Origin of the sequence: Pseudomonas sp. MWU12-3103b, from assembly GCF_023100615.1 — a bacterium.
In the GTDB taxonomy this organism is placed as follows: domain Bacteria; phylum Pseudomonadota; class Gammaproteobacteria; order Pseudomonadales; family Pseudomonadaceae; genus Aquipseudomonas; species Aquipseudomonas putida_A.
Window position 1 is genome coordinate 1 of sequence record NZ_JALMEY010000005.1, and the last position, 21,662, is coordinate 21,662.

At 55.3% G+C, this 21,662-nt stretch carries 18 protein-coding genes and 4 tRNA genes; all 22 read left to right on the forward strand.

Going from position 1 to position 21,662, the window contains the following annotated elements; translation table 11 throughout:
• The first annotated feature begins 72 nt into the window (after positions 1 to 72).
• The 22 genes from birA to rplC all read left to right on the forward strand — a co-directional run bounded on the left by birA (position 73) and on the right by rplC (position 21,657).
• On the forward strand, positions 73 to 1,026 hold the full coding sequence (gene birA / locus M0808_RS10025) for a bifunctional biotin--[acetyl-CoA-carboxylase] ligase/biotin operon repressor BirA (RefSeq protein ID WP_027614311.1): 954 nt from the start codon (positions 73 to 75) through the stop codon (positions 1,024 to 1,026).
• Positions 1,016 to 1,765, forward strand: coding sequence for a pantothenate kinase (locus M0808_RS10030; protein ID WP_247840956.1), 750 nt, complete (start codon positions 1,016 to 1,018; stop codon positions 1,763 to 1,765). The genes birA and M0808_RS10030 overlap by 11 nt, the downstream gene beginning before the upstream one ends.
• 7 nt (positions 1,766 to 1,772) lie before the next feature.
• Positions 1,773 to 2,210: a hypothetical protein gene (locus M0808_RS10035; protein WP_247840958.1), complete on the forward strand. Its 438-nt coding sequence runs from the start codon at positions 1,773 to 1,775 to the stop codon at positions 2,208 to 2,210.
• A gap of 142 nt (positions 2,211 to 2,352) precedes the next feature.
• Positions 2,353 to 2,437: transfer RNA gene (locus M0808_RS10040), tRNA-Tyr, on the forward strand.
• A 24-nt stretch (positions 2,438 to 2,461) separates the two neighbouring features.
• Positions 2,462 to 2,535 (forward strand) — tRNA-Gly (locus M0808_RS10045).
• A gap of 26 nt (positions 2,536 to 2,561) precedes the next feature.
• Positions 2,562 to 2,637, forward strand: a tRNA-Thr gene (locus M0808_RS10050).
• An 84-nt stretch (positions 2,638 to 2,721) separates the two neighbouring features.
• Complete coding sequence (gene tuf / locus M0808_RS10055; RefSeq protein ID WP_024014521.1) at positions 2,722 to 3,915, forward strand: elongation factor Tu; 1,194 nt, start codon at positions 2,722 to 2,724, stop codon at positions 3,913 to 3,915.
• A 53-nt stretch (positions 3,916 to 3,968) separates the two neighbouring features.
• A tRNA-Trp gene (locus M0808_RS10060) sits at positions 3,969 to 4,044 on the forward strand.
• Between the two features lie 45 nt (positions 4,045 to 4,089).
• Positions 4,090 to 4,458: a preprotein translocase subunit SecE gene (gene secE / locus M0808_RS10065; protein WP_041074957.1), complete on the forward strand. Its 369-nt coding sequence runs from the start codon at positions 4,090 to 4,092 to the stop codon at positions 4,456 to 4,458.
• Positions 4,459 to 4,467: 9 nt separating this feature from the next.
• Positions 4,468 to 5,001, forward strand: coding sequence for a transcription termination/antitermination protein NusG (nusG, locus tag M0808_RS10070; protein WP_025113545.1), 534 nt, complete (start codon positions 4,468 to 4,470; stop codon positions 4,999 to 5,001).
• Positions 5,002 to 5,118: 117 nt separating this feature from the next.
• Positions 5,119 to 5,550 carry a 50S ribosomal protein L11 gene (gene rplK, locus M0808_RS10075; protein ID WP_003228756.1) on the forward strand — a complete coding sequence of 144 codons (432 nt, stop codon included), beginning with the start codon at positions 5,119 to 5,121 and terminating at the stop codon, positions 5,548 to 5,550.
• Complete coding sequence (gene rplA / locus M0808_RS10080) at positions 5,550 to 6,245, forward strand: 50S ribosomal protein L1 (protein WP_003228754.1); 696 nt, start codon at positions 5,550 to 5,552, stop codon at positions 6,243 to 6,245. The genes rplK and rplA overlap by 1 nt, the downstream gene beginning before the upstream one ends.
• A gap of 198 nt (positions 6,246 to 6,443) precedes the next feature.
• On the forward strand, positions 6,444 to 6,944 hold the full coding sequence (rplJ, locus tag M0808_RS10085; RefSeq protein ID WP_003228752.1) for a 50S ribosomal protein L10: 501 nt from the start codon (positions 6,444 to 6,446) through the stop codon (positions 6,942 to 6,944).
• 74 nt (positions 6,945 to 7,018) lie between these two features.
• Positions 7,019 to 7,384: a 50S ribosomal protein L7/L12 gene (gene rplL / locus M0808_RS10090; protein ID WP_007962228.1), complete on the forward strand. Its 366-nt coding sequence runs from the start codon at positions 7,019 to 7,021 to the stop codon at positions 7,382 to 7,384.
• 221 nt (positions 7,385 to 7,605) lie between these two features.
• Positions 7,606 to 11,679 carry a DNA-directed RNA polymerase subunit beta gene (gene rpoB / locus M0808_RS10095; protein ID WP_027614262.1) on the forward strand — a complete coding sequence of 1,358 codons (4,074 nt, stop codon included), beginning with the start codon at positions 7,606 to 7,608 and terminating at the stop codon, positions 11,677 to 11,679.
• Positions 11,680 to 11,742: 63 nt separating this feature from the next.
• Positions 11,743 to 15,942: a DNA-directed RNA polymerase subunit beta' gene (gene rpoC, locus M0808_RS10100; protein ID WP_027614261.1), complete on the forward strand. Its 4,200-nt coding sequence runs from the start codon at positions 11,743 to 11,745 to the stop codon at positions 15,940 to 15,942.
• Positions 15,943 to 16,157: 215 nt separating this feature from the next.
• On the forward strand, positions 16,158 to 16,529 hold the full coding sequence (gene rpsL / locus M0808_RS10105) for a 30S ribosomal protein S12 (protein ID WP_003186084.1): 372 nt from the start codon (positions 16,158 to 16,160) through the stop codon (positions 16,527 to 16,529).
• A gap of 107 nt (positions 16,530 to 16,636) precedes the next feature.
• Positions 16,637 to 17,110 carry a 30S ribosomal protein S7 gene (gene rpsG, locus M0808_RS10110; protein WP_003228745.1) on the forward strand — a complete coding sequence of 158 codons (474 nt, stop codon included), beginning with the start codon at positions 16,637 to 16,639 and terminating at the stop codon, positions 17,108 to 17,110.
• A gap of 30 nt (positions 17,111 to 17,140) precedes the next feature.
• Positions 17,141 to 19,246: an elongation factor G gene (gene fusA, locus M0808_RS10115; RefSeq protein ID WP_007962223.1), complete on the forward strand. Its 2,106-nt coding sequence runs from the start codon at positions 17,141 to 17,143 to the stop codon at positions 19,244 to 19,246.
• Between the two features lie 31 nt (positions 19,247 to 19,277).
• The gene (tuf, locus tag M0808_RS10120) at positions 19,278 to 20,471 is read left to right on the forward strand and encodes an elongation factor Tu (RefSeq protein ID WP_210685724.1); all 1,194 of its coding nucleotides are present in this window, start codon (positions 19,278 to 19,280) and stop codon (positions 20,469 to 20,471) included.
• Positions 20,472 to 20,629: 158 nt separating this feature from the next.
• The gene (rpsJ, locus tag M0808_RS10125; protein WP_003186070.1) at positions 20,630 to 20,941 is read left to right on the forward strand and encodes a 30S ribosomal protein S10; all 312 of its coding nucleotides are present in this window, start codon (positions 20,630 to 20,632) and stop codon (positions 20,939 to 20,941) included.
• 80 nt (positions 20,942 to 21,021) lie between these two features.
• On the forward strand, positions 21,022 to 21,657 hold the full coding sequence (rplC, locus tag M0808_RS10130; RefSeq protein WP_003228738.1) for a 50S ribosomal protein L3: 636 nt from the start codon (positions 21,022 to 21,024) through the stop codon (positions 21,655 to 21,657).
• The last annotated feature ends 5 nt before the right edge of the window (positions 21,658 to 21,662 follow it).

Here is a 21,662-nt window from a genome sequence, read left to right on the forward strand (position 1 = left end):
GGTGCGCTTGATTTCTATGCAATCGCCCGGCTCATGGCTATTATTCGGACCTCATTGTGAGGCGAGACCTGCATGCTGACGTTGTTGAATCTATTAAAGGATGGTCGATTCCATTCCGGCGAGGCTCTGGGGGTTACCCTGGGAATCAGTCGAAGTGCGGTGTGGAAGCAGCTTCAGCATCTTGAGGCTGAGCTCGGGTTGTCCATAAACAAAGTCCGGGGCAGAGGCTATCAACTGGCTGCACCCTTGACGCTCCTCGACCCCCTGAAGATTAGTGCCTTAGCAGCGGTTTGGCCGATTACAGTCTTTGATTCCATCGATTCCACTAACGCAGAGGCGCTTCGCGCGATCAATCAGGGTCGAGCGGCGCCGTTTCTGGTATTGGCCGAACGACAGATTTCCGGTCGCGGTCGCCGAGGCCGCAAATGGGTAAGCCCTTTTGCTGAAAATCTCTACTACAGCCTGGTCCTGCGCATTGAAGGTGGCATGCGCCAGCTTGAGGGCTTGAGTCTGGTGGTCGGTTTGGCTGTTATGCATGCCCTGCGAAAGCTGGGGGTGGCGGGCGCAGGATTGAAGTGGCCCAACGATGTGCTGGTCGGGAACAAGAAAATCGCCGGTATTCTTCTTGAGCTAGTAGGGGATCCGGCAGATGTTTGCCATGTGGTGCTGGGTATAGGCATTAATGTGAACATGCAGGTTGCTGAGGAAGTTGACCAGCAATGGACGTCAATTCGACTCGAGACGGGTCAAACCTGCGATCGCAACGTCTTGGTGGCTGAGCTGAGCGACCAACTGCGCGGTTATATCCAGCGTCATCAGGTCCATGGTTTCTCTGCGTTCCAGGAGGAATGGGAAAAGGATCACATGTGGCAAGGTCGCCCGGTTTCTTTGGTTGCGGGCGTTAGTCATATAGAAGGCGTAGTGCTTGGTATTGATAGCCAGGGTGCGCTGCGCTTGAAGGTGGACGGCGTGGAAAAAGTATTTAGTGGTGGTGAGCTCAGTCTGAGGTTGCGTGATGATTCTTGAGCTCGACTGTGGGAATAGCTTTATCAAGTGGCGCGTATTGAATACGGCTGCTGGCGGTCTTTTCGCGGAAGGTGTTGTCGACTCGGATCAAGCTCTGGTGGATAGCTTGTGCGCATTTGAGAACCTGTCGTTGCGCAAATGTCGGTTGGTCAGCGTAAGAACCAGCGAAGAAACTGCTGCGCTCACCCGAATTCTCGAGCAGACGTTCTGCATCTCGGTCGTGTGCGCCAAGTCGGCCAGTGAAATGTCTGGTGTCAGGAATGGCTATGACGACTATGAACGCTTGGGACTGGATCGCTGGTTGGCGATGCTCGGTGGCTTTCATCTGTCTGCCGGCGCCTGTCTGATTCTGGATTTTGGCACTGCTGTGACGGCCGACTTTATTAATGCCGAAGGTGAGCACCTTGGGGGATTCATTTGCCCAGGAATGCCCTTGATGCGTAACCAGTTACGTACGCATACCCGGAAAATCCGTTATGGGGACTTGGCTGCCGAAAAAGCGTTGACGAGCCATGCTCCGGGGCGCAGTACCGTCGAGGCGGTGGAGCGAGGGTGCTCTTTAATGTTGAGAGGTTTCGTTCTGACCCAGATGGAAATGGCTCGATCCTATTGGGGGGAGCGCTTTGCTGTCTTTATTACCGGTGGCGATGCTGGATTGGTGGCGGACGTCGTGCCTGATGCTCGGATCGTCCCTGACCTGGTATTTGTAGGGTTGGCGATGGCGTGTCCTTTAACTTGAGGTTTGTATGCGTTGGTTGTTCCTGCTGCTCGTTGTTCTCAATGTGTTCTATTACGTCTGGCATCAGCAGGAGGCGCCCTTGCGTGCAAAAGATGTCACTCCTCTCAGCATGTACCGCGGGTCCCAGCAAGATATTCGCTTATTGAGTGAGGCGACTGGTGACTCGGCGGGAGTGCAAGGCGCGCGCCATGCCGGACAGGAGTGTCTGTTTTTGGGTGGTTTGACTCAAGAAAGCAGCCTTTCCGCGCTACAGATGCGTCTAGCGGGCATGAGTGTGAAGGTTCAGGCATCGCAAATGGATCTTCCCGAGCCTGGATATTGGTTACGTATTGCGCCCGAGAGCCAGCGTTTATTGGGGGATGTGCAGTTGCAGAACCTTTCCAAGGAATTCAATGAGTTAAAACATAAAATAATGCTGTGTGAGGGGGTTGCACCGCTGGAATAGTTTGCATAGAATGGCGCCCGCTCCACAGCGAACACCTAAACAGGTTGTCCAAGTGGGGCGGTGTCAACGCAGCTAACCTCAGGTTTTTAATGAGAAAATGCTTGACAGAAGGTCGGCATAGTATAGAATGCCGGCTCGCTTAGGAGGGGTTCCCGAGCGGCCAAAGGGATCAGACTGTAAATCTGACGTCTACGACTTCGAAGGTTCGAATCCTTCCCCCTCCACCATTTTTAGCGTGAGCTGCAGGCTCCGCGGGTATAGTTTAGTGGTAGAACCTCAGCCTTCCAAGCTGATGATGCGGGTTCGATTCCCGCTACCCGCTCCAAGTTTGCAGGTTGTGCAAAGTGTTACGCTCTTGTAGCTCAGTTGGTAGAGCACACCCTTGGTAAGGGTGAGGTCAGCGGTTCAAATCCGCTCAAGAGCTCCATATAACAAGGCAGATATGAGAATATCTGCCTTTGTTTTAATGGTAGATATCGTTCGTCTAATTCTTCTGTTGAGGGTGTTATCGATGGCTAAGGAAAAATTTGATCGTTCCCTGCCCCACGTCAACGTAGGGACCATTGGTCACGTTGACCACGGTAAAACCACTCTGACCGCTGCTCTGACTCGCGTCTGCTCCGAAGTTTTCGGTTCGGCCGTAGTTGAATTCGACAAGATCGACAGCGCTCCAGAAGAAAAAGCTCGCGGTATCACCATCAACACCGCTCACGTTGAGTACAACTCGACTATTCGTCACTACGCTCACGTTGACTGCCCAGGTCACGCTGACTACGTGAAGAACATGATCACTGGTGCTGCCCAGATGGATGGCGCGATCCTGGTTTGCTCGGCCGCTGATGGTCCGATGCCACAAACCCGTGAGCACATCCTGCTGTCCCGTCAGGTAGGCGTTCCGTACATCGTGGTTTTCCTGAACAAGGCTGACCTGGTAGACGACGCTGAGCTGCTGGAACTGGTTGAGATGGAAGTTCGCGACCTGCTGTCCACTTATGACTTCCCAGGCGACGACACTCCGATCATCATCGGTTCGGCTCGTATGGCGCTGGAAGGCAAAGACGACAACGAAATGGGCACCACTGCCGTTCGTAAGCTGGTTGAAACTCTGGATACCTACATCCCAGAACCAGTTCGTATGATCGACAAGCCATTCCTGATGCCAATCGAAGACGTATTCTCGATCTCGGGTCGCGGTACTGTTGTGACTGGTCGTATCGAGCGCGGCATCGTTCGCGTTCAAGATGCACTGGAAATCGTTGGTCTGCGTGACACCACCACCACCACCTGCACCGGTGTTGAGATGTTCCGCAAGCTGCTCGACGAAGGTCGTGCTGGCGAGAACTGCGGTGTTCTGCTGCGTGGTACCAAGCGTGACGACGTTGAGCGTGGTCAGGTTCTGGTTAAGCCGGGTTCGGTTAAGCCGCACACCAAGTTCACCGCAGAAGTTTACGTTCTGAGCAAGGAAGAAGGCGGTCGTCACACTCCGTTCTTCAAAGGCTACCGTCCACAGTTCTACTTCCGTACTACTGACGTGACTGGTAACTGCGAACTGCCAGAAGGCGTTGAAATGGTAATGCCAGGTGACAACATTCAGATGACTGTTACCCTGATCAAAACCATCGCGATGGAAGATGGTCTGCGTTTCGCTATCCGTGAAGGCGGTCGTACCGTCGGCGCTGGCGTCGTAGCTAAAATCATCGAATAAGCGGTTGTAATGTATTTTTCGGGCCGGCATAATGGTCGGCCTGATTTTGTTTTAGGTCAGTAGCTCAATTGGCAGAGCGACGGTCTCCAAAACCGTAGGTTGGGGGTTCGATTCCCTCCTGACCTGCCAGATTCACTCGGTGTGTCTGGCTTTCTTTTCACAGGATCTTCATAGATGACTCCTAAGGCTGAAGCTCAAGGCTCTCGCTTCGATCTGCTCAAGTGGCTTGTGGTAGCCGCTTTGGTGGTTGTGGGTGTAGTTGGCAATCAGTATTACGCTGCTTCGCCGATCCTGTACCGTGTACTCGCTTTGCTCGTAATTGCTGCTGTGGCTGCCTTTGTAGGCCTGCAGACTGCAAAGGGCAAGTCGTTCTTTGTACTGGTTAAGGAAGCGCGCACCGAGATTCGTAAAGTCGTATGGCCAACTCGCCAGGAAACCACGCAGACAACGTTGATCGTTGTTGCTGTGGTTATCGTTATGGCGTTGCTGTTGTGGGGTGTTGATTCCCTGCTCGGTTGGCTTGTTTCCTTGATTGTCGGCTAAGGGTGTCCCGTGGCTAAGCGTTGGTACGTTGTGCATGCTTACTCGGGTTACGAGAAGCATGTCATGCGCTCGCTGATTGAGCGCGTTAAGCTGGCTGGCATGGAAGATGGCTTCGGCGAAATTCTGGTTCCCACTGAAGAAGTGGTTGAAATGCGTAATGGCCAGAAGCGCAAAAGCGAACGCAAGTTCTTCCCAGGCTATGTGCTGGTGCAGATGGATATGAATGAGGGTACTTGGCACTTGGTCAAGGATACTCCTCGGGTGATGGGCTTCATTGGCGGTACCGCCGACAAGCCTGCTCCAATCACCGACAAAGAGGCGGAAGCCATTCTGCGTCGCGTGGCTGATGGTAGCGATAAGCCGAAACCGAAGACTCTGTTTGAGCCGGGTGAGGTAGTTCGTGTTACTGACGGTCCATTCGCTGACTTTAACGGCACCGTCGAAGAAGTTAACTACGAAAAGAGCCGTGTCCAGGTGGCAGTGCTTATTTTCGGTCGCTCTACTCCGGTAGAGTTGGAGTTCAGTCAGGTCGAAAAGGTCTAGCTGAACAAGCATCCCAACCCCGCAGCCCTAGGCTGTGGGGTTTTGTCGTCACTGGGATAAACGCGCAAGTAACCGGGGAGCCTTTCGAGGCGTTCGAACCCGTAATTGGAGTGCCTCATGGCCAAGAAGATTACCGCTTACATCAAGCTGCAAGTGAAGGCCGCTCAGGCTAACCCAAGCCCACCTGTTGGTCCTGCTCTGGGTCAGCACGGCGTGAACATCATGGAATTCTGCAAGGCTTTCAACGCCCGTACTCAGGGTCTTGAAGCAGGTCTGCCGACTCCAGTGATCATCACTGTCTACAGCGACCGTAGCTTCACTTTCGAAACCAAATCCACCCCTGCTTCGGTTCTGCTGAAGAAGGCGGCCGGTCTGACCAGCGGTTCCGCTCGTCCGAACACCGTTAAGGTTGGCACTGTTACCCGTGCTCAGCTGGAAGAAATCGCGAAAACCAAAAACGCGGATCTGACTGCAGCTGATATGGATGCAGCCGTGCGTACTATCGCCGGTTCTGCTCGTAGCATGGGCCTTAACGTGGAGGGTGTGTAATGGCTAAGCTGACCAAGCGTCAAAAGGCTATCGCCGGCAAAATCGAAGCAGGCAAGGCCTACAACATTGTAGACGCTGCTGCTCTGCTGGCTGAGCTGTCGACTGTCAAGTTCAGCGAGTCGTTCGACGTTGCTGTAAACCTGGGTGTAGACCCGCGTAAATCCGACCAGGTTGTTCGTAGCGCTACTGTGCTGCCACACGGCACTGGCAAGACCGTTCGCGTTGCTGTGTTCACCCAGGGTCCAGCTGCTGAGGCCGCTCTGGCTGCCGGCGCTGACCGTGTAGGTATGGACGACCTGGCTGCCGAAATGAAAGGCGGCGACCTGAACTACGACGTAGTGATCGCATCCCCGGATGCCATGCGCGTTGTAGGTCAACTGGGTCAGATCCTCGGTCCACGTGGCCTGATGCCTAACCCGAAAGTCGGCACCGTAACTCCAGACGTAGCTACCGCGGTTAAAAACGCCAAGGCTGGTCAGGTTCGTTATCGCACCGACAAAAACGGCATCATCCACACCTCCGTTGGCAAGATCGGTTTCGATGCCGTCAAGCTGAAGGAAAACGTTGAGGCCCTGATCGCTGACCTGAAGCGTATCAAACCAGCTTCCTCGAAAGGTATTTACGTCAAGCGCGTTACCCTGAGCACCACTATGGGCCCAGGTCTGGTTATCGACCAGAGCTCGCTGGACGCGTAAGACAAAGGTTGGTGCGATTATTCGCGCCAATTGAAAGATTGGGGTCCCTGCCTGGCGGGGGCTATCCAAGACCGTAGGCGGCGCAAGCCTTAAACCACAAGCCTACGCAGATGGTGCTCCCGGTTCCTTACCGAATCAGACACCAAAACGACATTCGGTTTCGACCGAGTGAAACGGTAACAAGCAGGAGTTAAACCCGTGGCAATTAATCTCGAAGACAAGAAGGCCATCGTCGCTGAAGTCAACGAGGCTGCCAAAGTCGCTCTGTCCGCTGTCGTGGTTGATGCCCGTGGCGTAACAGTAGGCGCAATGACCGGACTCCGTAAAGAGGCTCGTGAAGCTGGCGTTTACGTACGTGTTGTACGTAACACCCTGCTCAAGCGCGCTGTTGCTGACACTGAATACAGTGTTCTCAACGACGTGTTCACCGGCCCGACCCTGATTGCATTCTCGAACGAACATCCGGGCGCTGCTGCCCGTATCTTCAAAGAGTTTGCCAAGGGTCAGGACAAGTTCGAGATCAAGGCAGCTGCGTTCGAGGGCAAGTTCCTCGCAGCTAATCAGATCGACGTACTGGCAACTCTGCCGACCCGTGACGAAGCAATTTCTCAGCTGATGAGCGTGATTCAAGGCGCTACCAGCAAGTTGGCTCGTACTCTGGCGGCAATTCGCGACCAGAAAGAAGCTGCCGCAGCCTAAGGCTCGTCAACTTCTCGCGTTTTTTGTTTATTTCGATGGTCGCGTAGGCCGTCCCCCAATTCAGGAATTGAGTCATGTCTCTGACTAACGAACAAATCATCGAAGCAATCGGCCAGAAATCCGTAGTGGAAATCGTTGAGCTGATCAAAGCGATGGAAGAAACCTTCGGTGTTACCGCTGCTGCTGCTTCGGCTGGCCCAGCTGTAGCTGCTGCTGCTGTTGAAGAGCAAACCGAGTTCAACGTTGTTCTGCTGGAAGCTGGCGAGAAGAAGGTTAACGTGATCAAGGCAGTTCGTGAACTGACCGGTCTGGGCCTGAAAGAAGCCAAAGAGAAAGTAGACGGCGCTCCTCAGGTTGTAGCTGAAGGCGTTTCGAAAGAAGCTGCTGAAGACGCTAAGAAGAAGCTGGAAGAAGCAGGCGCTAAAGTCGAGCTGAAATAAGTATCGACTTTGCTCCTCCAGCCCGAGCGTCAAGCGACAGGCTGATGGCTGGTGGCTCTTGCCACCGGCCTTTTTCCGTTATTGGCAGCCGACTGGGTCGGTGCTGATAAAGGCGCTGTAACCACCCGATGCGGTGGCGCAAACCATGGGGTTTGCACGATTTTCTGGCTGCTCCCGTCGGGAGGGGCCAAACAAGCAGGTGACCAAGCTGGGGAACGCTGATGGCTTACTCATATACTGAGAAAAAACGTATCCGCAAGGACTTTAGCAAGTTGCCGGACGTCATGGATGTGCCGTACCTCCTGGCCATCCAGCTGGATTCGTATCGTGAATTCTTGCAAGCGGGAGCGACTAAAGATCAGTTCCGCGACGTGGGCCTGCATGCGGCCTTCAAATCCGTTTTCCCGATCATCAGCTACTCCGGCAATGCTGCGCTGGAGTACGTCGGTTATCGCCTGGGCGAACCGGCATTTGATGTCAAAGAATGCGTATTGCGCGGTGTAACTTTCGCCGTACCTTTGCGGGTAAAAGTGCGCCTGATCATTTTCGACAAAGAATCGTCGAACAAAGCGATCAAGGACATCAAAGAGCAAGAAGTCTACATGGGCGAAATCCCATTGATGACTGAGAACGGTACCTTCGTAATCAACGGTACCGAGCGTGTTATCGTTTCCCAGCTGCACCGTTCCCCGGGCGTGTTCTTTGACCACGACCGCGGCAAGACGCACAGTTCCGGTAAACTGCTGTACTCCGCGCGCATCATTCCTTACCGCGGTTCGTGGCTGGACTTCGAGTTCGACCCGAAAGACTGCGTATTCGTGCGTATCGACCGTCGTCGCAAGCTGCCGGCCTCGGTATTGCTGCGCGCGCTCGGCTACACCACCGAAGAAGTGCTGGACGCTTTCTACACCACCAACGTATTCCACGTTAAAGGCGAAGGCCTGAGCCTGGAACTGGTGCCTCAGCGTCTGCGCGGTGAAGTGGCTGTCCTCGATATCCAGGACGATAAAGGCAAGGTTATTGTCGAGCAGGGCCGTCGTATTACTGCCCGCCACATCAACCAGCTGGAAAAGGCCGGGATCAAAGAGCTGGACGTGCCTCTGGACTACGTCCTGGGTCGCACCACCGCCAAGGTCATCGTGCATCCGGCTACCGGCGAAATCCTGGCAGAGTGCAACACCGAGCTGTCGACCGAAGTCCTGGCGAAAATCGCCAAGGCCGGCGTTGTTCGCATCGAAACTCTGTACACCAACGACATCGACTGCGGTCCGTTCATCTCCGACACGCTGAAGATCGACTCCACCAGCAACCAATTGGAAGCACTGGTCGAGATCTATCGCATGATGCGTCCAGGCGAGCCGCCGACCAAAGACGCTGCCGAGACCCTGTTCAACAACCTGTTCTTCAGCCCTGAGCGCTATGACCTGTCTGCGGTCGGCCGGATGAAGTTCAACCGTCGTATCGGTCGTACCGAGATCGAAGGTTCGGGCGTGTTGTGCAAGGAAGACATCGTCGCGGTCCTGAAGACTCTGGTCGACATCCGTAACGGTAAAGGCATCGTCGATGACATCGACCACCTGGGTAACCGTCGTGTTCGCTGCGTAGGCGAAATGGCCGAGAATCAGTTCCGCGTTGGCCTGGTACGTGTTGAGCGTGCGGTCAAAGAGCGTCTGTCGATGGCTGAAAGCGAAGGCCTGATGCCGCAAGACCTGATCAACGCCAAGCCAGTGGCTGCGGCGGTGAAAGAGTTCTTCGGTTCCAGCCAGCTCTCGCAGTTCATGGACCAGAACAACCCGCTGTCCGAGATCACCCACAAGCGTCGTGTCTCTGCACTCGGCCCTGGCGGTCTGACTCGTGAGCGCGCAGGCTTTGAAGTCCGTGACGTACACCCGACTCACTACGGTCGTGTCTGCCCGATTGAAACGCCGGAAGGTCCGAACATCGGTCTGATCAACTCCCTGGCTGCTTATGCCCGTACCAACCAGTACGGCTTCCTGGAAAGCCCGTACCGTGTGGTGAAAGAGGGTGTAGTCACCGACGAGATCGTGTTCCTGTCCGCCATTGAAGAAGCCGATCATGTGATCGCGCAGGCTTCGGCGACCATGAACGAGCAGAAAGTCCTGATCGACGAACTGGTAGCCGTACGTCACCTGAACGAATTCACCGTCAAGGCGCCGGAAGACGTCACCCTGATGGACGTTTCGCCGAAGCAGGTAGTTTCGGTTGCAGCGTCGCTGATTCCGTTCCTCGAGCACGACGACGCCAACCGCGCGTTGATGGGTTCGAACATGCAGCGTCAGGCTGTACCAACCCTGCGCGCTGACAAGCCGCTGGTAGGTACCGGCATGGAGCGTAACGTGGCCCGCGACTCCGGCGTTTGCGTCGTGGCTCGTCGTGGCGGCGTGATCGACTCCGTTGATGCCAGCCGTATCGTGGTTCGTGTTGCTGATGACGAAGTTGAAACCGGCGAAGCTGGTGTCGACATCTACAACCTGACCAAATACACCCGCTCGAACCAGAACACCTGCATCAACCAGCGTCCGCTGGTGAGCAAGGGTGATCGTGTTCAGCGTAGCGACATCATGGCCGACGGCCCGTCCACCGACATGGGTGAACTGGCACTGGGTCAGAACATGCGCATCGCGTTCATGGCATGGAACGGCTTCAACTTCGAAGACTCCATCTGCCTGTCCGAGCGTGTGGTTCAGGAAGACCGCTTCACCACGATTCACATTCAGGAACTGACCTGTGTGGCTCGTGACACCAAGCTTGGCCCAGAGGAAATCACTGCGGACATCCCGAACGTGGGTGAGGCTGCACTGAACAAGCTGGACGAAGCCGGTATCGTTTACGTAGGTGCTGAAGTCGGCGCAGGCGACATCCTGGTGGGTAAGGTCACTCCGAAAGGCGAGACCCAACTGACTCCGGAAGAAAAACTGCTGCGTGCGATCTTCGGTGAAAAAGCCAGCGACGTTAAAGACACCTCCCTGCGTGTACCTACCGGTACCAAAGGTACTGTCATCGACGTACAGGTCTTCACCCGCGACGGCGTTGAGCGTGATGCTCGTGCTCTGTCGATCGAGAAGTCCCAGCTGGACGAGATCCGCAAGGATTTGAACGAAGAGTTCCGTATCGTAGAAGGCGCGACCTTCGAACGTCTGCGCTCCGCTCTGGTAGGCCACAAGGCTGAAGGCGGCGCCGGTCTGAAGAAAGGTCAGGACATCACCGACGAAGTTCTCGACGGTCTTGAGCATGGTCAGTGGTTCAAACTGCGCATGGCTGAAGATGCGCTGAACGAGCAGCTCGAGAAGGCTCAGGCCTACATCGTTGATCGTCGCCGTCTGCTGGACGACAAGTTCGAAGACAAGAAGCGCAAACTGCAGCAGGGCGATGACCTGGCTCCAGGCGTGCTGAAAATCGTCAAGGTTTACCTGGCAATCCGTCGTCGCATCCAGCCGGGCGACAAGATGGCCGGTCGTCACGGTAACAAAGGTGTGGTCTCCGTGATCATGCCGGTTGAAGACATGCCGCACGATGCCAATGGCACCCCGGTCGACGTCGTCCTCAACCCGTTGGGCGTACCTTCGCGTATGAACGTTGGTCAGATCCTTGAAACCCACCTGGGCCTCGCGGCCAAAGGTCTGGGCGAGAAGATCAACCGGATGGTCGAAGAGCAGCGTAAAGTCGCTGAACTGCGTACCTTCCTCGACGAGATCTACAACCAGATCGGCGGTCGTAACGAAGATCTGGACAGCTTCTCCGATCAGGAAATCCTGGATCTGGCGAAAAACCTGCGTGGCGGCGTTCCAATGGCCACTCCAGTGTTCGACGGCGCCAAGGAAAGCGAAATCAAGGCCATGCTGAAACTGGCAGACCTGCCGGAAAGCGGCCAGATGCAGCTGACTGACGGCCGTACCGGCAACAAGTTCGAGCGTCCAGTTACCGTTGGCTACATGTACATGCTGAAGCTGAACCACTTGGTAGACGACAAGATGCACGCGCGTTCTACCGGTTCGTACAGCCTGGTTACCCAGCAGCCGCTGGGTGGTAAGGCGCAGTTCGGTGGTCAGCGTTTCGGGGAGATGGAGGTCTGGGCACTGGAAGCATACGGTGCCGCTTACACTCTGCAAGAAATGCTCACAGTGAAGTCGGACGATGTGAACGGCCGTACCAAGATGTACAAAAACATCGTGGATGGCGATCACCGTATGGAGCCGGGCATGCCCGAGTCCTTCAACGTGTTGATCAAGGAAATTCGTTCCCTCGGCATCGATATCGATCTGGAAACCGAATAACACGTGACGCGATCGAGAGCGGGGCAGGACTGCCCGCTCTCTGCTCCGCCAGGAGGAAAGGCCTTGAAAGACCTACTGAATTTGCTGAAAAACCAGGGTCAAGTCGAAGAGTTCGACGCCATCCGTATCGGATTGGCCTCGCCTGAGATGATCCGCTCGTGGTCGTTCGGCGAAGTTAAAAAGCCGGAAACCATCAACTACCGTACGTTCAAACCTGAGCGTGACGGTCTGTTCTGCGCCAAGATCTTTGGCCCGGTAAAGGATTACGAGTGCCTGTGCGGTAAGTACAAGCGCTTGAAGCACCGTGGTGTGATCTGCGAGAAGTGTGGCGTTGAAGTTGCACTGGCCAAGGTTCGTCGTGAGCGCATGGCGCACATCGAACTGGCTTCGCCGGTTGCCCACATCTGGTTCCTGAAATCGCTGCCGTCCCGTATCGGCCTGCTGATGGATATGACCCTGCGTGATATCGAACGCGTTCTCTACTTCGAGAGCTACGTCGTTATCGATCCAGGCATGACCACCCTTGAAAAAGGTCAGCTGCTGAACGACGAACAGTACTTCGAAGCGCTGGAAGAGTTCGGTGACGACTTCGACGCCCGCATGGGTGCTGAAGCTGTCCGTGAACTGCTGCACGCTATCGACCTGGAACACGAGATTGGCCGCCTGCGCGAAGAGATTCCGCAAACCAACTCGGAAACCAAGATCAAGAAGCTGTCCAAGCGTCTGAAGTTGATGGAAGCCTTCCAGGGTTCCGGCAACCTGCCAGAGTGGATGGTACTGACCGTTCTGCCGGTTCTGCCGCCAGATCTGCGTCCACTGGTCCCGCTGGATGGCGGTCGCTTCGCGACTTCCGACCTCAACGATCTGTATCGTCGAGTGATCAACCGTAACAACCGTTTGAAGCGCCTGCTGGATCTGTCCGCTCCGGACATCATCGTGCGCAACGAAAAGCGTATGTTGCAGGAAGCTGTCGATGCACTGCTCGACAACGGTCGTCGTGGCCGCGCTATCACCGGTTCGAACAAGCGTCCTCTGAAATCCCTGGCTGACATGATCAAGGGTAAGCAGGGTCGCTTCCGTCAGAACTTGCTCGGTAAGCGCGTTGACTACTCCGGTCGTTCGGTAATTACCGTAGGTCCGACCCTGCGTTTGCACCAGTGCGGTCTGCCGAAGAAGATGGCTCTCGAGCTGTTCAAGCCGTTCATTTTCGGCAAGCTGGAAATGCGTGGTCTCGCGACCACCATCAAAGCGGCCAAGAAAATGGTCGAGCGCGAACTGCCAGAGGTTTGGGACGTTCTCGCTGAAGTGATTCGCGAACACCCGGTTCTTCTCAACCGTGCACCGACCCTTCACCGTCTGGGTATCCAGGCGTTTGAACCGGTCCTGATCGAAGGTAAGGCTATCCAGCTGCACCCGCTGGTCTGCGCCGCGTACAACGCCGACTTCGACGGCGACCAAATGGCCGTGCACGTACCGCTGACGCTGGAAGCCCAGCTCGAAGCGCGTGCGTTGATGATGTCGACCAACAACATTCTGTCGCCAGCCAACGGTGAGCCAATCATCGTTCCGTCGCAGGACGTTGTATTGGGTCTGTACTACATGACTCGTGAAGCGATCAACGCCAAGGGCGAAGGTCGTGTGTTCGCGGATCTGCAGGAAGTTGACCGTGTGTTCCGTGCCGGCGAAGCCGCACTGCACGCCAAGGTCAAGGTTCGTATCAACGAAACCGTCAACGACCGTGACGGCAACAGCGTGAGCAACACTCGTATCGTCGACACCACTGTCGGCCGTGCGCTGCTGTTCCAGGTTGTGCCAAAAGGTCTGTCGTACGATGTCGTCAACCTGCCGATGAAGAAAAAGGCGATCTCCAAGCTGATCAACCAGTGCTACCGCGTGGTTGGTCTGAAAGAGACCGTGATCTTCGCTGACCAGTTGATGTACACCGGTTTCGCTTACTCGACCATCTCCGGCGTTTCCATCGGCGTTAACGACTTCGTTATCCCGGACGAAAAAGCCCGCATCATCGGTGCAGCCACCGACGAAGTGAAAGAGATCGAGAGCCAGTACGCCTCCGGCCTGGTAACCCAGGGCGAGAAGTACAACAAAGTGATCGACCTTTGGTCGAAGGCGAACGACGAAGTTTCCAAGGCGATGATGGCCAACCTCTCGAAAGAGAAAGTCATCGACCGTCATGGCGATGAAGTTGACCAAGAGTCCTTCAACTCGATGTACATGATGGCCGACTCGGGTGCGCGGGGTTCCGCAGCACAGATTCGTCAGCTGGCCGGTATGCGTGGTCTGATGGCCAAGCCGGACGGTTCCATCATTGAAACGCCGATTACTGCGAACTTCCGTGAAGGTCTGAGCGTACTTCAGTACTTCATCTCGACTCACGGTGCTCGTAAAGGTCTGGCGGATACCGCGTTGAAAACTGCGAACTCCGGTTACCTGACTCGTCGTCTGGTAGACGTGGCGCAGGATCTGGTTGTAACCGAGATCGATTGCGGCACCGAACACGGTCTGTTGATGACTCCGCACATTGAAGGCGGTGACGTTGTAGAGCCGTTGGGTGAGCGCGTATTGGGTCGTGTTATTGCCCGTGACGTATTCAAGCCAGGCACCGAGGACGTTATCGTTCCTGCCGGTACCCTGGTAGACGAGAAGTGGGTCGAGTTCATCGAGCTGAACAGCATCGACGAAGTGATCGTGCGTTCGCCGATCAGCTGCGAAACCCGCTATGGCATTTGCGCCAAGTGCTACGGCCGTGATCTGGCTCGTGGTCACCAGGTGAACATCGGTGAAGCGGTCGGCGTTATTGCTGCCCAGTCCATCGGTGAGCCGGGTACCCAGCTGACGATGCGTACGTTCCACATCGGTGGTGCGGCAAGCCGTACTTCCGCAGCCGACAGCGTTCAGGTGAAGAATGGCGGTACTGTCCGTCTGCACAACCTGAAACACGTTGAGCGAGTGGATGGCCACCTGGTTGCCGTGTCCCGTTCCGGTGAGCTGGCAATCGCTGATGACTTCGGTCGTGAGCGTGAGCGTTACAAGCTGCCGTACGGTGCTGTGATTTCGGTTAAAGAAGGTGACAAGGTCGACGCTGGCGCAATCGTGGCCAAGTGGGATCCGCACACTCACCCGATCGTTACCGAAATGAAAGGTACCGTGACCTACGTGGGCATGGAAGAAGGCATCACGATCAAGCGTCAGACTGACGAATTGACCGGTATGACCAACATTGAAGTACTCGACGCGAAAGATCGTCCAGCTGCGGGCAAAGAAATCCGTCCAGCAGTGAAGATGGTCGACGACAACGGCAAGGATCTGTTGCTGCCAGGCACTGACGTTATCGCTCAGTACTTCCTGCCAGCCAACGCCCTGGTCGGTGTTGCGGACGGTGCGAAGATCGCGATCGGTGACGTTATCGCTCGTATCCCGCAAGAAACTTCGAAAACTCGCGACATCACCGGTGGTCTGCCGCGTGTTGCCGACCTGTTCGAAGCTCGTCGTCCGAAGGAAGCGTCGATTCTGGCTGAAGTCAGCGGCACCATCGCGTTCGGTAAAGAGACCAAAGGCAAGCGCCGTCTGGTCATTACCCCGAACGACGGTAGCGATCCGTACGAAGAGCTGATTCCGAAGTGGCGTCACCTGAACGTGTTCGAAGGTGAACAGGTAAACCGCGGCGAAGTTATCTCCGACGGTCCGAGCGATCCGCACGACATTCTGCGTCTGCTGGGTGTGAGCGCGCTGGCCAAGTACATCGTGAACGAGATCCAGGACGTTTACCGTCTGCAAGGCGTGAAGATCAACGACAAGCACATCGAGACCATCCTGCGTCAGATGCTGCGTAAAGTTGAGATCTCCGAGTCCGGCGATTCCAGTTTCATCAAGGGCGACCAGATGGAACTGACTCACGTACTGGTAGAGAACGAGCGTCTGAGCGCGGAAGACAAGTTTGTCTCCAAGTTCACTCGCGTTCTGCTGGGTATCACCAAGGCGTCGTTGTCGACCGAATCGTTCATCTCGGCGGCTTCCTTCCAGGAAACCACTCGCGTACTGACCGAAGCGGCAGTCACCGGCAAGCGCGACTACCTGCGCGGCCTGAAAGAAAACGTGGTTGTGGGTCGTCTGATCCCGGCCGGTACCGGTCTGGCGTACCACAGCGAGCGCAAGCGTCGTCGTGATGCAGACAAGCCGTTGCGCGTAAGCGCCAGTGAAGTGGAAGCTGCACTGACCGAAGCGCTGAACTCGAGCGGTAACTGAGTTCTGCGGTAAATAAGCTGAGGCCCTGATCGCTCCGTTCGTCGAATCGAGACAAATTGTCAAGGTTCGACGGGCGGGGAGGTCGGGGCCTTGCCTTGACTGGGGACAAGATCCTCTTTAGACTCTTGATCCCCTAAATTTGGCGGGAATCCGTTCCTGTCATTTTGCTTTTCTTGCAAGACAATAGCGTCGCAAGACAACAGTGGAGCTAGTAGATGGCAACTATCAACCAGCTGGTACGTCAGCCGCGTAAGCGTATCGTCGAGAAATCCGACGTACCTGCGCTGCAGAACTGCCCGCAACGTCGTGGCGTGTGCACCCGTGTGTACACCACTACGCCGAAAAAACCTAACTCGGCACTGCGTAAAGTATGCCGTGTGCGTCTGACCAACGGTTTCGAGGTTTCCTCGTACATCGGTGGTGAAGGCCACAACCTGCAAGAGCACAGCGTGGTACTGATCCGCGGCGGTCGTGTAAAAGACTTGCCAGGTGTTCGTTACCACACCGTTCGCGGCTCCTTGGATACTTCCGGCGTTAAAGGCCGTAACCAGGGTCGTTCGAAGTACGGTACCAAGCGTCCGAAGTAATCGGTCGTTTTGCAGATTTTCATTTTATTGAGTCGATAAGAGTAAGGTCGGGCTTGCATCCGCTGGATCTGTCCCGAACTAACCTGAAGACCGCTTGAGGGCTTATCATGCCAAGACGTCGCGTAGCAGCAAAGCGTGAGATTCTGGACGATCCGAAATACGGAAGCCAGATCCTCGCCAAATTCATGAACCACGTTATGGAAAGCGGCAAGAAAGCCGTTGCCGAGCGTATCGTTTATGGTGCCCTGGAAACCGTGAAGGCTCGTAAGGCCGGCACCGATCCCCTGGAACTCTTCGAAAAAGCACTCGACGCCATCGCTCCGCTGGTCGAAGTGAAGTCGCGCCGCGTTGGTGGTGCTACTTACCAGGTTCCGGTCGAGGTTCGTCCTTCCCGCCGTAACGCTCTGGCAATGCGCTGGTTGGTAGACTTCGCCCGTAAGCGTGGCGAGAAGTCTATGGCTCTGCGCTTGGCTGGCGAACTGCTGGATGCTGCTGAAGGTAAAGGTGCTGCTGTTAAGAAGCGTGAAGACGTGCACCGTATGGCCGAAGCCAACAAAGCTTTCTCGCACTACCGCTTCTAATTTTAGCTTCACTAATTTTGCGAGGGCTTTATGGCTCGTACTACTCCGATTAGTCGCTACCGTAACATCGGTATCGTCGCTCACGTGGATGCTGGTAAAACCACCACCACCGAGCGCGTCCTTTTTTACACTGGCAAAAGTCACAAAATGGGCGAGGTGCATGACGGCGCCGCGACCACAGACTGGATGGTTCAGGAGCAGGAGCGTGGTATTACCATTACTTCTGCTGCCATTACCGCCTTCTGGAAAGGTTCCGAGAAGCAGTACCCGCACGAGCACCGTTTCAACGTCATCGATACCCCGGGCCACGTAGACTTCACCATTGAAGTTGAACGTTCCCTGCGCGTACTCGACGGCGCTGTCGTTGTATTCTGCGGTACTTCGGGTGTTGAGCCACAGTCGGAAACCGTATGGCGTCAAGCCAACAAATACGGCGTTCCACGTCTTGTTTACGTAAACAAGATGGACCGTGCTGGTGCCAACTTCCTGCGCGTGATCGGTCAGATCAAACAGCGTCTGGGTCACACTCCGGTGCCGATTCAGCTGGCTATCGGTTCGGAAGACAACTTCCAAGGCCAGATCGACCTGATCAACATGCAGGCTGTTTACTGGAACGACTCTGACAAGGGTATGGTTCCTGTTCGCAAGGAAATCCCTGCGGACATGCTCGAGCTGGCTACTGAGTGGCGCAGCAACATGGTTGAGGCTGCGGCCGAAGCCAGTGAAGAGCTGATGAACAAGTACCTGGAAGGCGAAGAGCTGTCGATCGAAGAGATCAAGGCCGCTCTGCGTCAGCGCACTATCGCTGGCGAAATCGTTCTGGCAGTGTGCGGTTCGTCGTTCAAGAACAAGGGCGTTCCCCTGGTTCTCGACGCCGTTATCGACTTCCTGCCTGCTCCAACCGACATTCCAGCTATCAAGGGCTCGAACCCTGATAACGAGGAAGAGGAAATGGAGCGTCACGCAAGTGACGACGAGCCGTTCGCGGCACTGGCGTTCAAAATCGCTACCGACCCATTCGTGGGTACCTTGACCTTCGTCCGTGTTTACTCGGGCGTGTTGAACTCCGGCGACGGCGTGATCAACTCGGTTAAAGGCAAGAAAGAGCGCGTGGGTCGTATGGTGCAAATGCACGCAAACGCCCGTGAAGAGATCAAGGAAGTACGCGCTGGCGACATCGCGGCCCTGATCGGCATGAAGGACGTCACCACTGGTGAAACCCTCTGCAACGCTGACAAGCCAATCATCCTGGTTCGCATGGACTTCCCGGAGCCGGTTATTTCGGTTGCCGTAGAGCCTAAGACCAAGGATGACCAGGAAAAAATGGGTATCGCACTGGGCAAGCTGGCTCAGGAAGACCCGTCTTTCCGCGTTAAAACTGATGAAGAGACTGGTCAAACGATCATCTCCGGCATGGGCGAGCTGCACCTGGACATCCTGGTTGACCGGATGCGCCGTGAGTTCAACGTCGAAGCCAACATCGGCAAGCCTCAGGTTTCGTATCGTGAGCGCATCACGAAGAACTGTGAAATCGAAGGCAAGTTCGTTCGTCAGTCCGGTGGTCGCGGCCAGTTCGGTCACTGCTGGATCCGTTTTGCTCCTGCTGATGAAGGTCAGGAAGGTCTGCAATTCGTGAACGAAGTTGTAGGTGGTGTGGTTCCTAAGGAATACATCCCGGCTATCCAGAAGGGTATCGAAGAGCAGATGAAGAACGGCGTTGTTGCCGGCTATCCGCTGATCGGCCTGAAGGCAACCGTGTTCGATGGTTCTTACCACGACGTCGACTCCAACGAGATGGCGTTTAAAGTGGCTGCTTCCATGGCGACCAAGCAACTGGCCCAGAAGGGTGGTGGTGAGTTGCTCGAGCCGATCATGGCGGTAGAGGTTGTTACGCCTGAAGACTATATGGGTGATGTAATGGGCGACCTTAACCGTCGTCGCGGCATGATCCAGGGTATGGAAGACACAGTGTCCGGCAAGGTTATCCGTGCCGAGGTTCCACTGGGTGAGATGTTCGGTTATGCGACCGACGTTCGTTCCATGTCTCAGGGTCGCGCAAGCTACTCTATGGAATTCAAAAAATACGATACGGCTCCGTCGCACATCGTCGAATCCGTAACCAAAAAACAAGGCTGATTCAGCCCCTTTAGGCTAGGAGTTAATTGTCGTGGCTAAAGAAAAATTTGATCGTTCCCTACCGCACGTCAACGTTGGCACCATCGGTCACGTTGACCACGGTAAAACCACTCTGACCGCTGCTCTGACTCGCGTCTGCTCCGAAGTTTTCGGTTCGGCCGTAGTTGAATTCGACAAGATCGACAGCGCTCCAGAAGAAAAAGCTCGCGGTATCACCATCAACACCGCACACGTTGAGTACAACTCGCTGATCCGTCACTACGCTCACGTTGACTGCCCAGGTCACGCTGACTATGTGAAGAACATGATCACCGGTGCTGCTCAAATGGACGGCGCTATCCTGGTTTGCTCGGCCGCTGATGGTCCGATGCCACAAACCCGTGAGCACATCCTGCTGTCCCGTCAGGTAGGCGTTCCGTACATCGTGGTTTTCCTGAACAAGGCTGACCTGGTAGACGACGCTGAGCTGCTGGAACTGGTTGAGATGGAAGTTCGCGACCTGCTGTCCACCTACGACTTCCCGGGCGATGACACTCCAATCATCATCGGTTCGGCTCGTATGGCGCTGGAAGGCAAAGACGACAACGAAATGGGCACCACTGCCGTTCGTAAGCTGGTTGAAACTCTGGATACCTACATCCCAGAACCAGTTCGTATGATCGACAAGCCATTCCTGATGCCAATCGAAGACGTATTCTCGATCTCGGGTCGCGGTACTGTTGTGACTGGTCGTATCGAGCGCGGCATCGTTCGCGTTCAAGATGCACTGGAAATCGTTGGTCTGCGTGACACCACCACCACCACCTGCACCGGTGTTGAGATGTTCCGCAAGCTGCTCGACGAAGGTCGTGCTGGCGAGAACTGCGGTGTTCTGCTGCGTGGTACCAAGCGTGACGACGTTGAGCGTGGTCAGGTTCTGGTTAAGCCGGGTTCGGTTAAGCCGCACACCAAGTTCACCGCAGAAGTTTACGTTCTGAGCAAGGAAGAAGGCGGTCGTCACACTCCGTTCTTCAAAGGCTACCGTCCACAGTTCTACTTCCGTACTACTGACGTGACTGGTAACTGCGAACTGCCAGAAGGCGTTGAAATGGTAATGCCAGGTGACAACATTCAGATGACTGTTACCCTGATCAAAACCATCGCGATGGAAGATGGTCTGCGTTTCGCTATCCGTGAAGGCGGTCGTACCGTCGGCGCTGGCGTCGTAGCCAAAATCATCGAGTAATTCTCTTTTATAGAGTCTGCTTGATGAATTGAAAAAGCCCCCGCTCAGCGGGGGCTTTTTTATTGGGTTGACACCTATCTGGGGCGTCTATAGAATTGCGCCTCCTTTTAACGGGCGTATTGCGCCCGGTGGGAATAGCAGCCGGAGTCTGAAATCCAATGCAAAATCAGCAAATCCGTATCAGGTTGAAGGCCTTTGACCATCGCCTGATCGACCAATCAACCCAGGAAATCGTGGAAACCGCGAAACGTACTGGTGCTCAAGTGCGTGGTCCAATTCCACTGCCTACCCGTAAAGAGCGGTTCACCGTTCTGGTTTCCCCGCACGTTAACAAAGACGCGCGTGACCAGTACGAAATCCGCACTCATAAGCGCGTTCTGGACATCGTCCAGCCAACGGATAAAACCGTTGATGCTCTTATGAAGCTTGATCTTGCGGCCGGTGTGGAAGTGCAGATCAGCCTCGGCTAAGACTCGGTCTTGGTCGTGTAACGCTCTGAAATGGGCGGCCATAGCGGGTGAAAGCCCCGTACACTCATGAGGTTTACAACATGACTATTGGTGTAGTCGGTCGTAAATGCGGTATGACCCGTATTTTCACCGAAGAAGGTGTCTCCATTCCGGTCACGGTCATTGAGATCGAACCGAATCGCGTCACCCAGTTCAAAACTGAAGAGACCGATGGCTATCGTGCAGTGCAAGTCACTGTCGGCGAGCGTCGTGCTTCGCGTGTAACAGCAGCTCAAGCTGGTCACTTCGCTAAAGCGAACGTTGCCGCTGGTCGCACTACCATGGAATTCCGTCTTGAAGAAGGCGAGTACCAGGCTGGCGATCTGATCAACGCTGAAATCTTCGCCGCTGGTCAACTGGTTGATGTAACCGGTCAGTCCAAAGGTAAAGGCTTCCAGGGTACGATCAAGCGTTGGAATTTCCGCGGGCAAGATAACACCCACGGTAACTCCGTATCCCACCGCGTCCCAGGCTCTATCGGCCAGTGCCAGACTCCTGGTCGTGTATTCAAGGGCAAAAAAATGTCCGGTCATATGGGCGCTGAGCGCGTGACCGTGCAGTCCCTGGAAGTAGTGCGCGTGGACGCTGAACGCAATCTGTTGTTGGTCAAGGGCGCTGTTCCTGGCGCTACTGGCGGCAACCTGGTTGTACGTCCAGCAGCCAAGGCTCGCGGTTAAGGGGA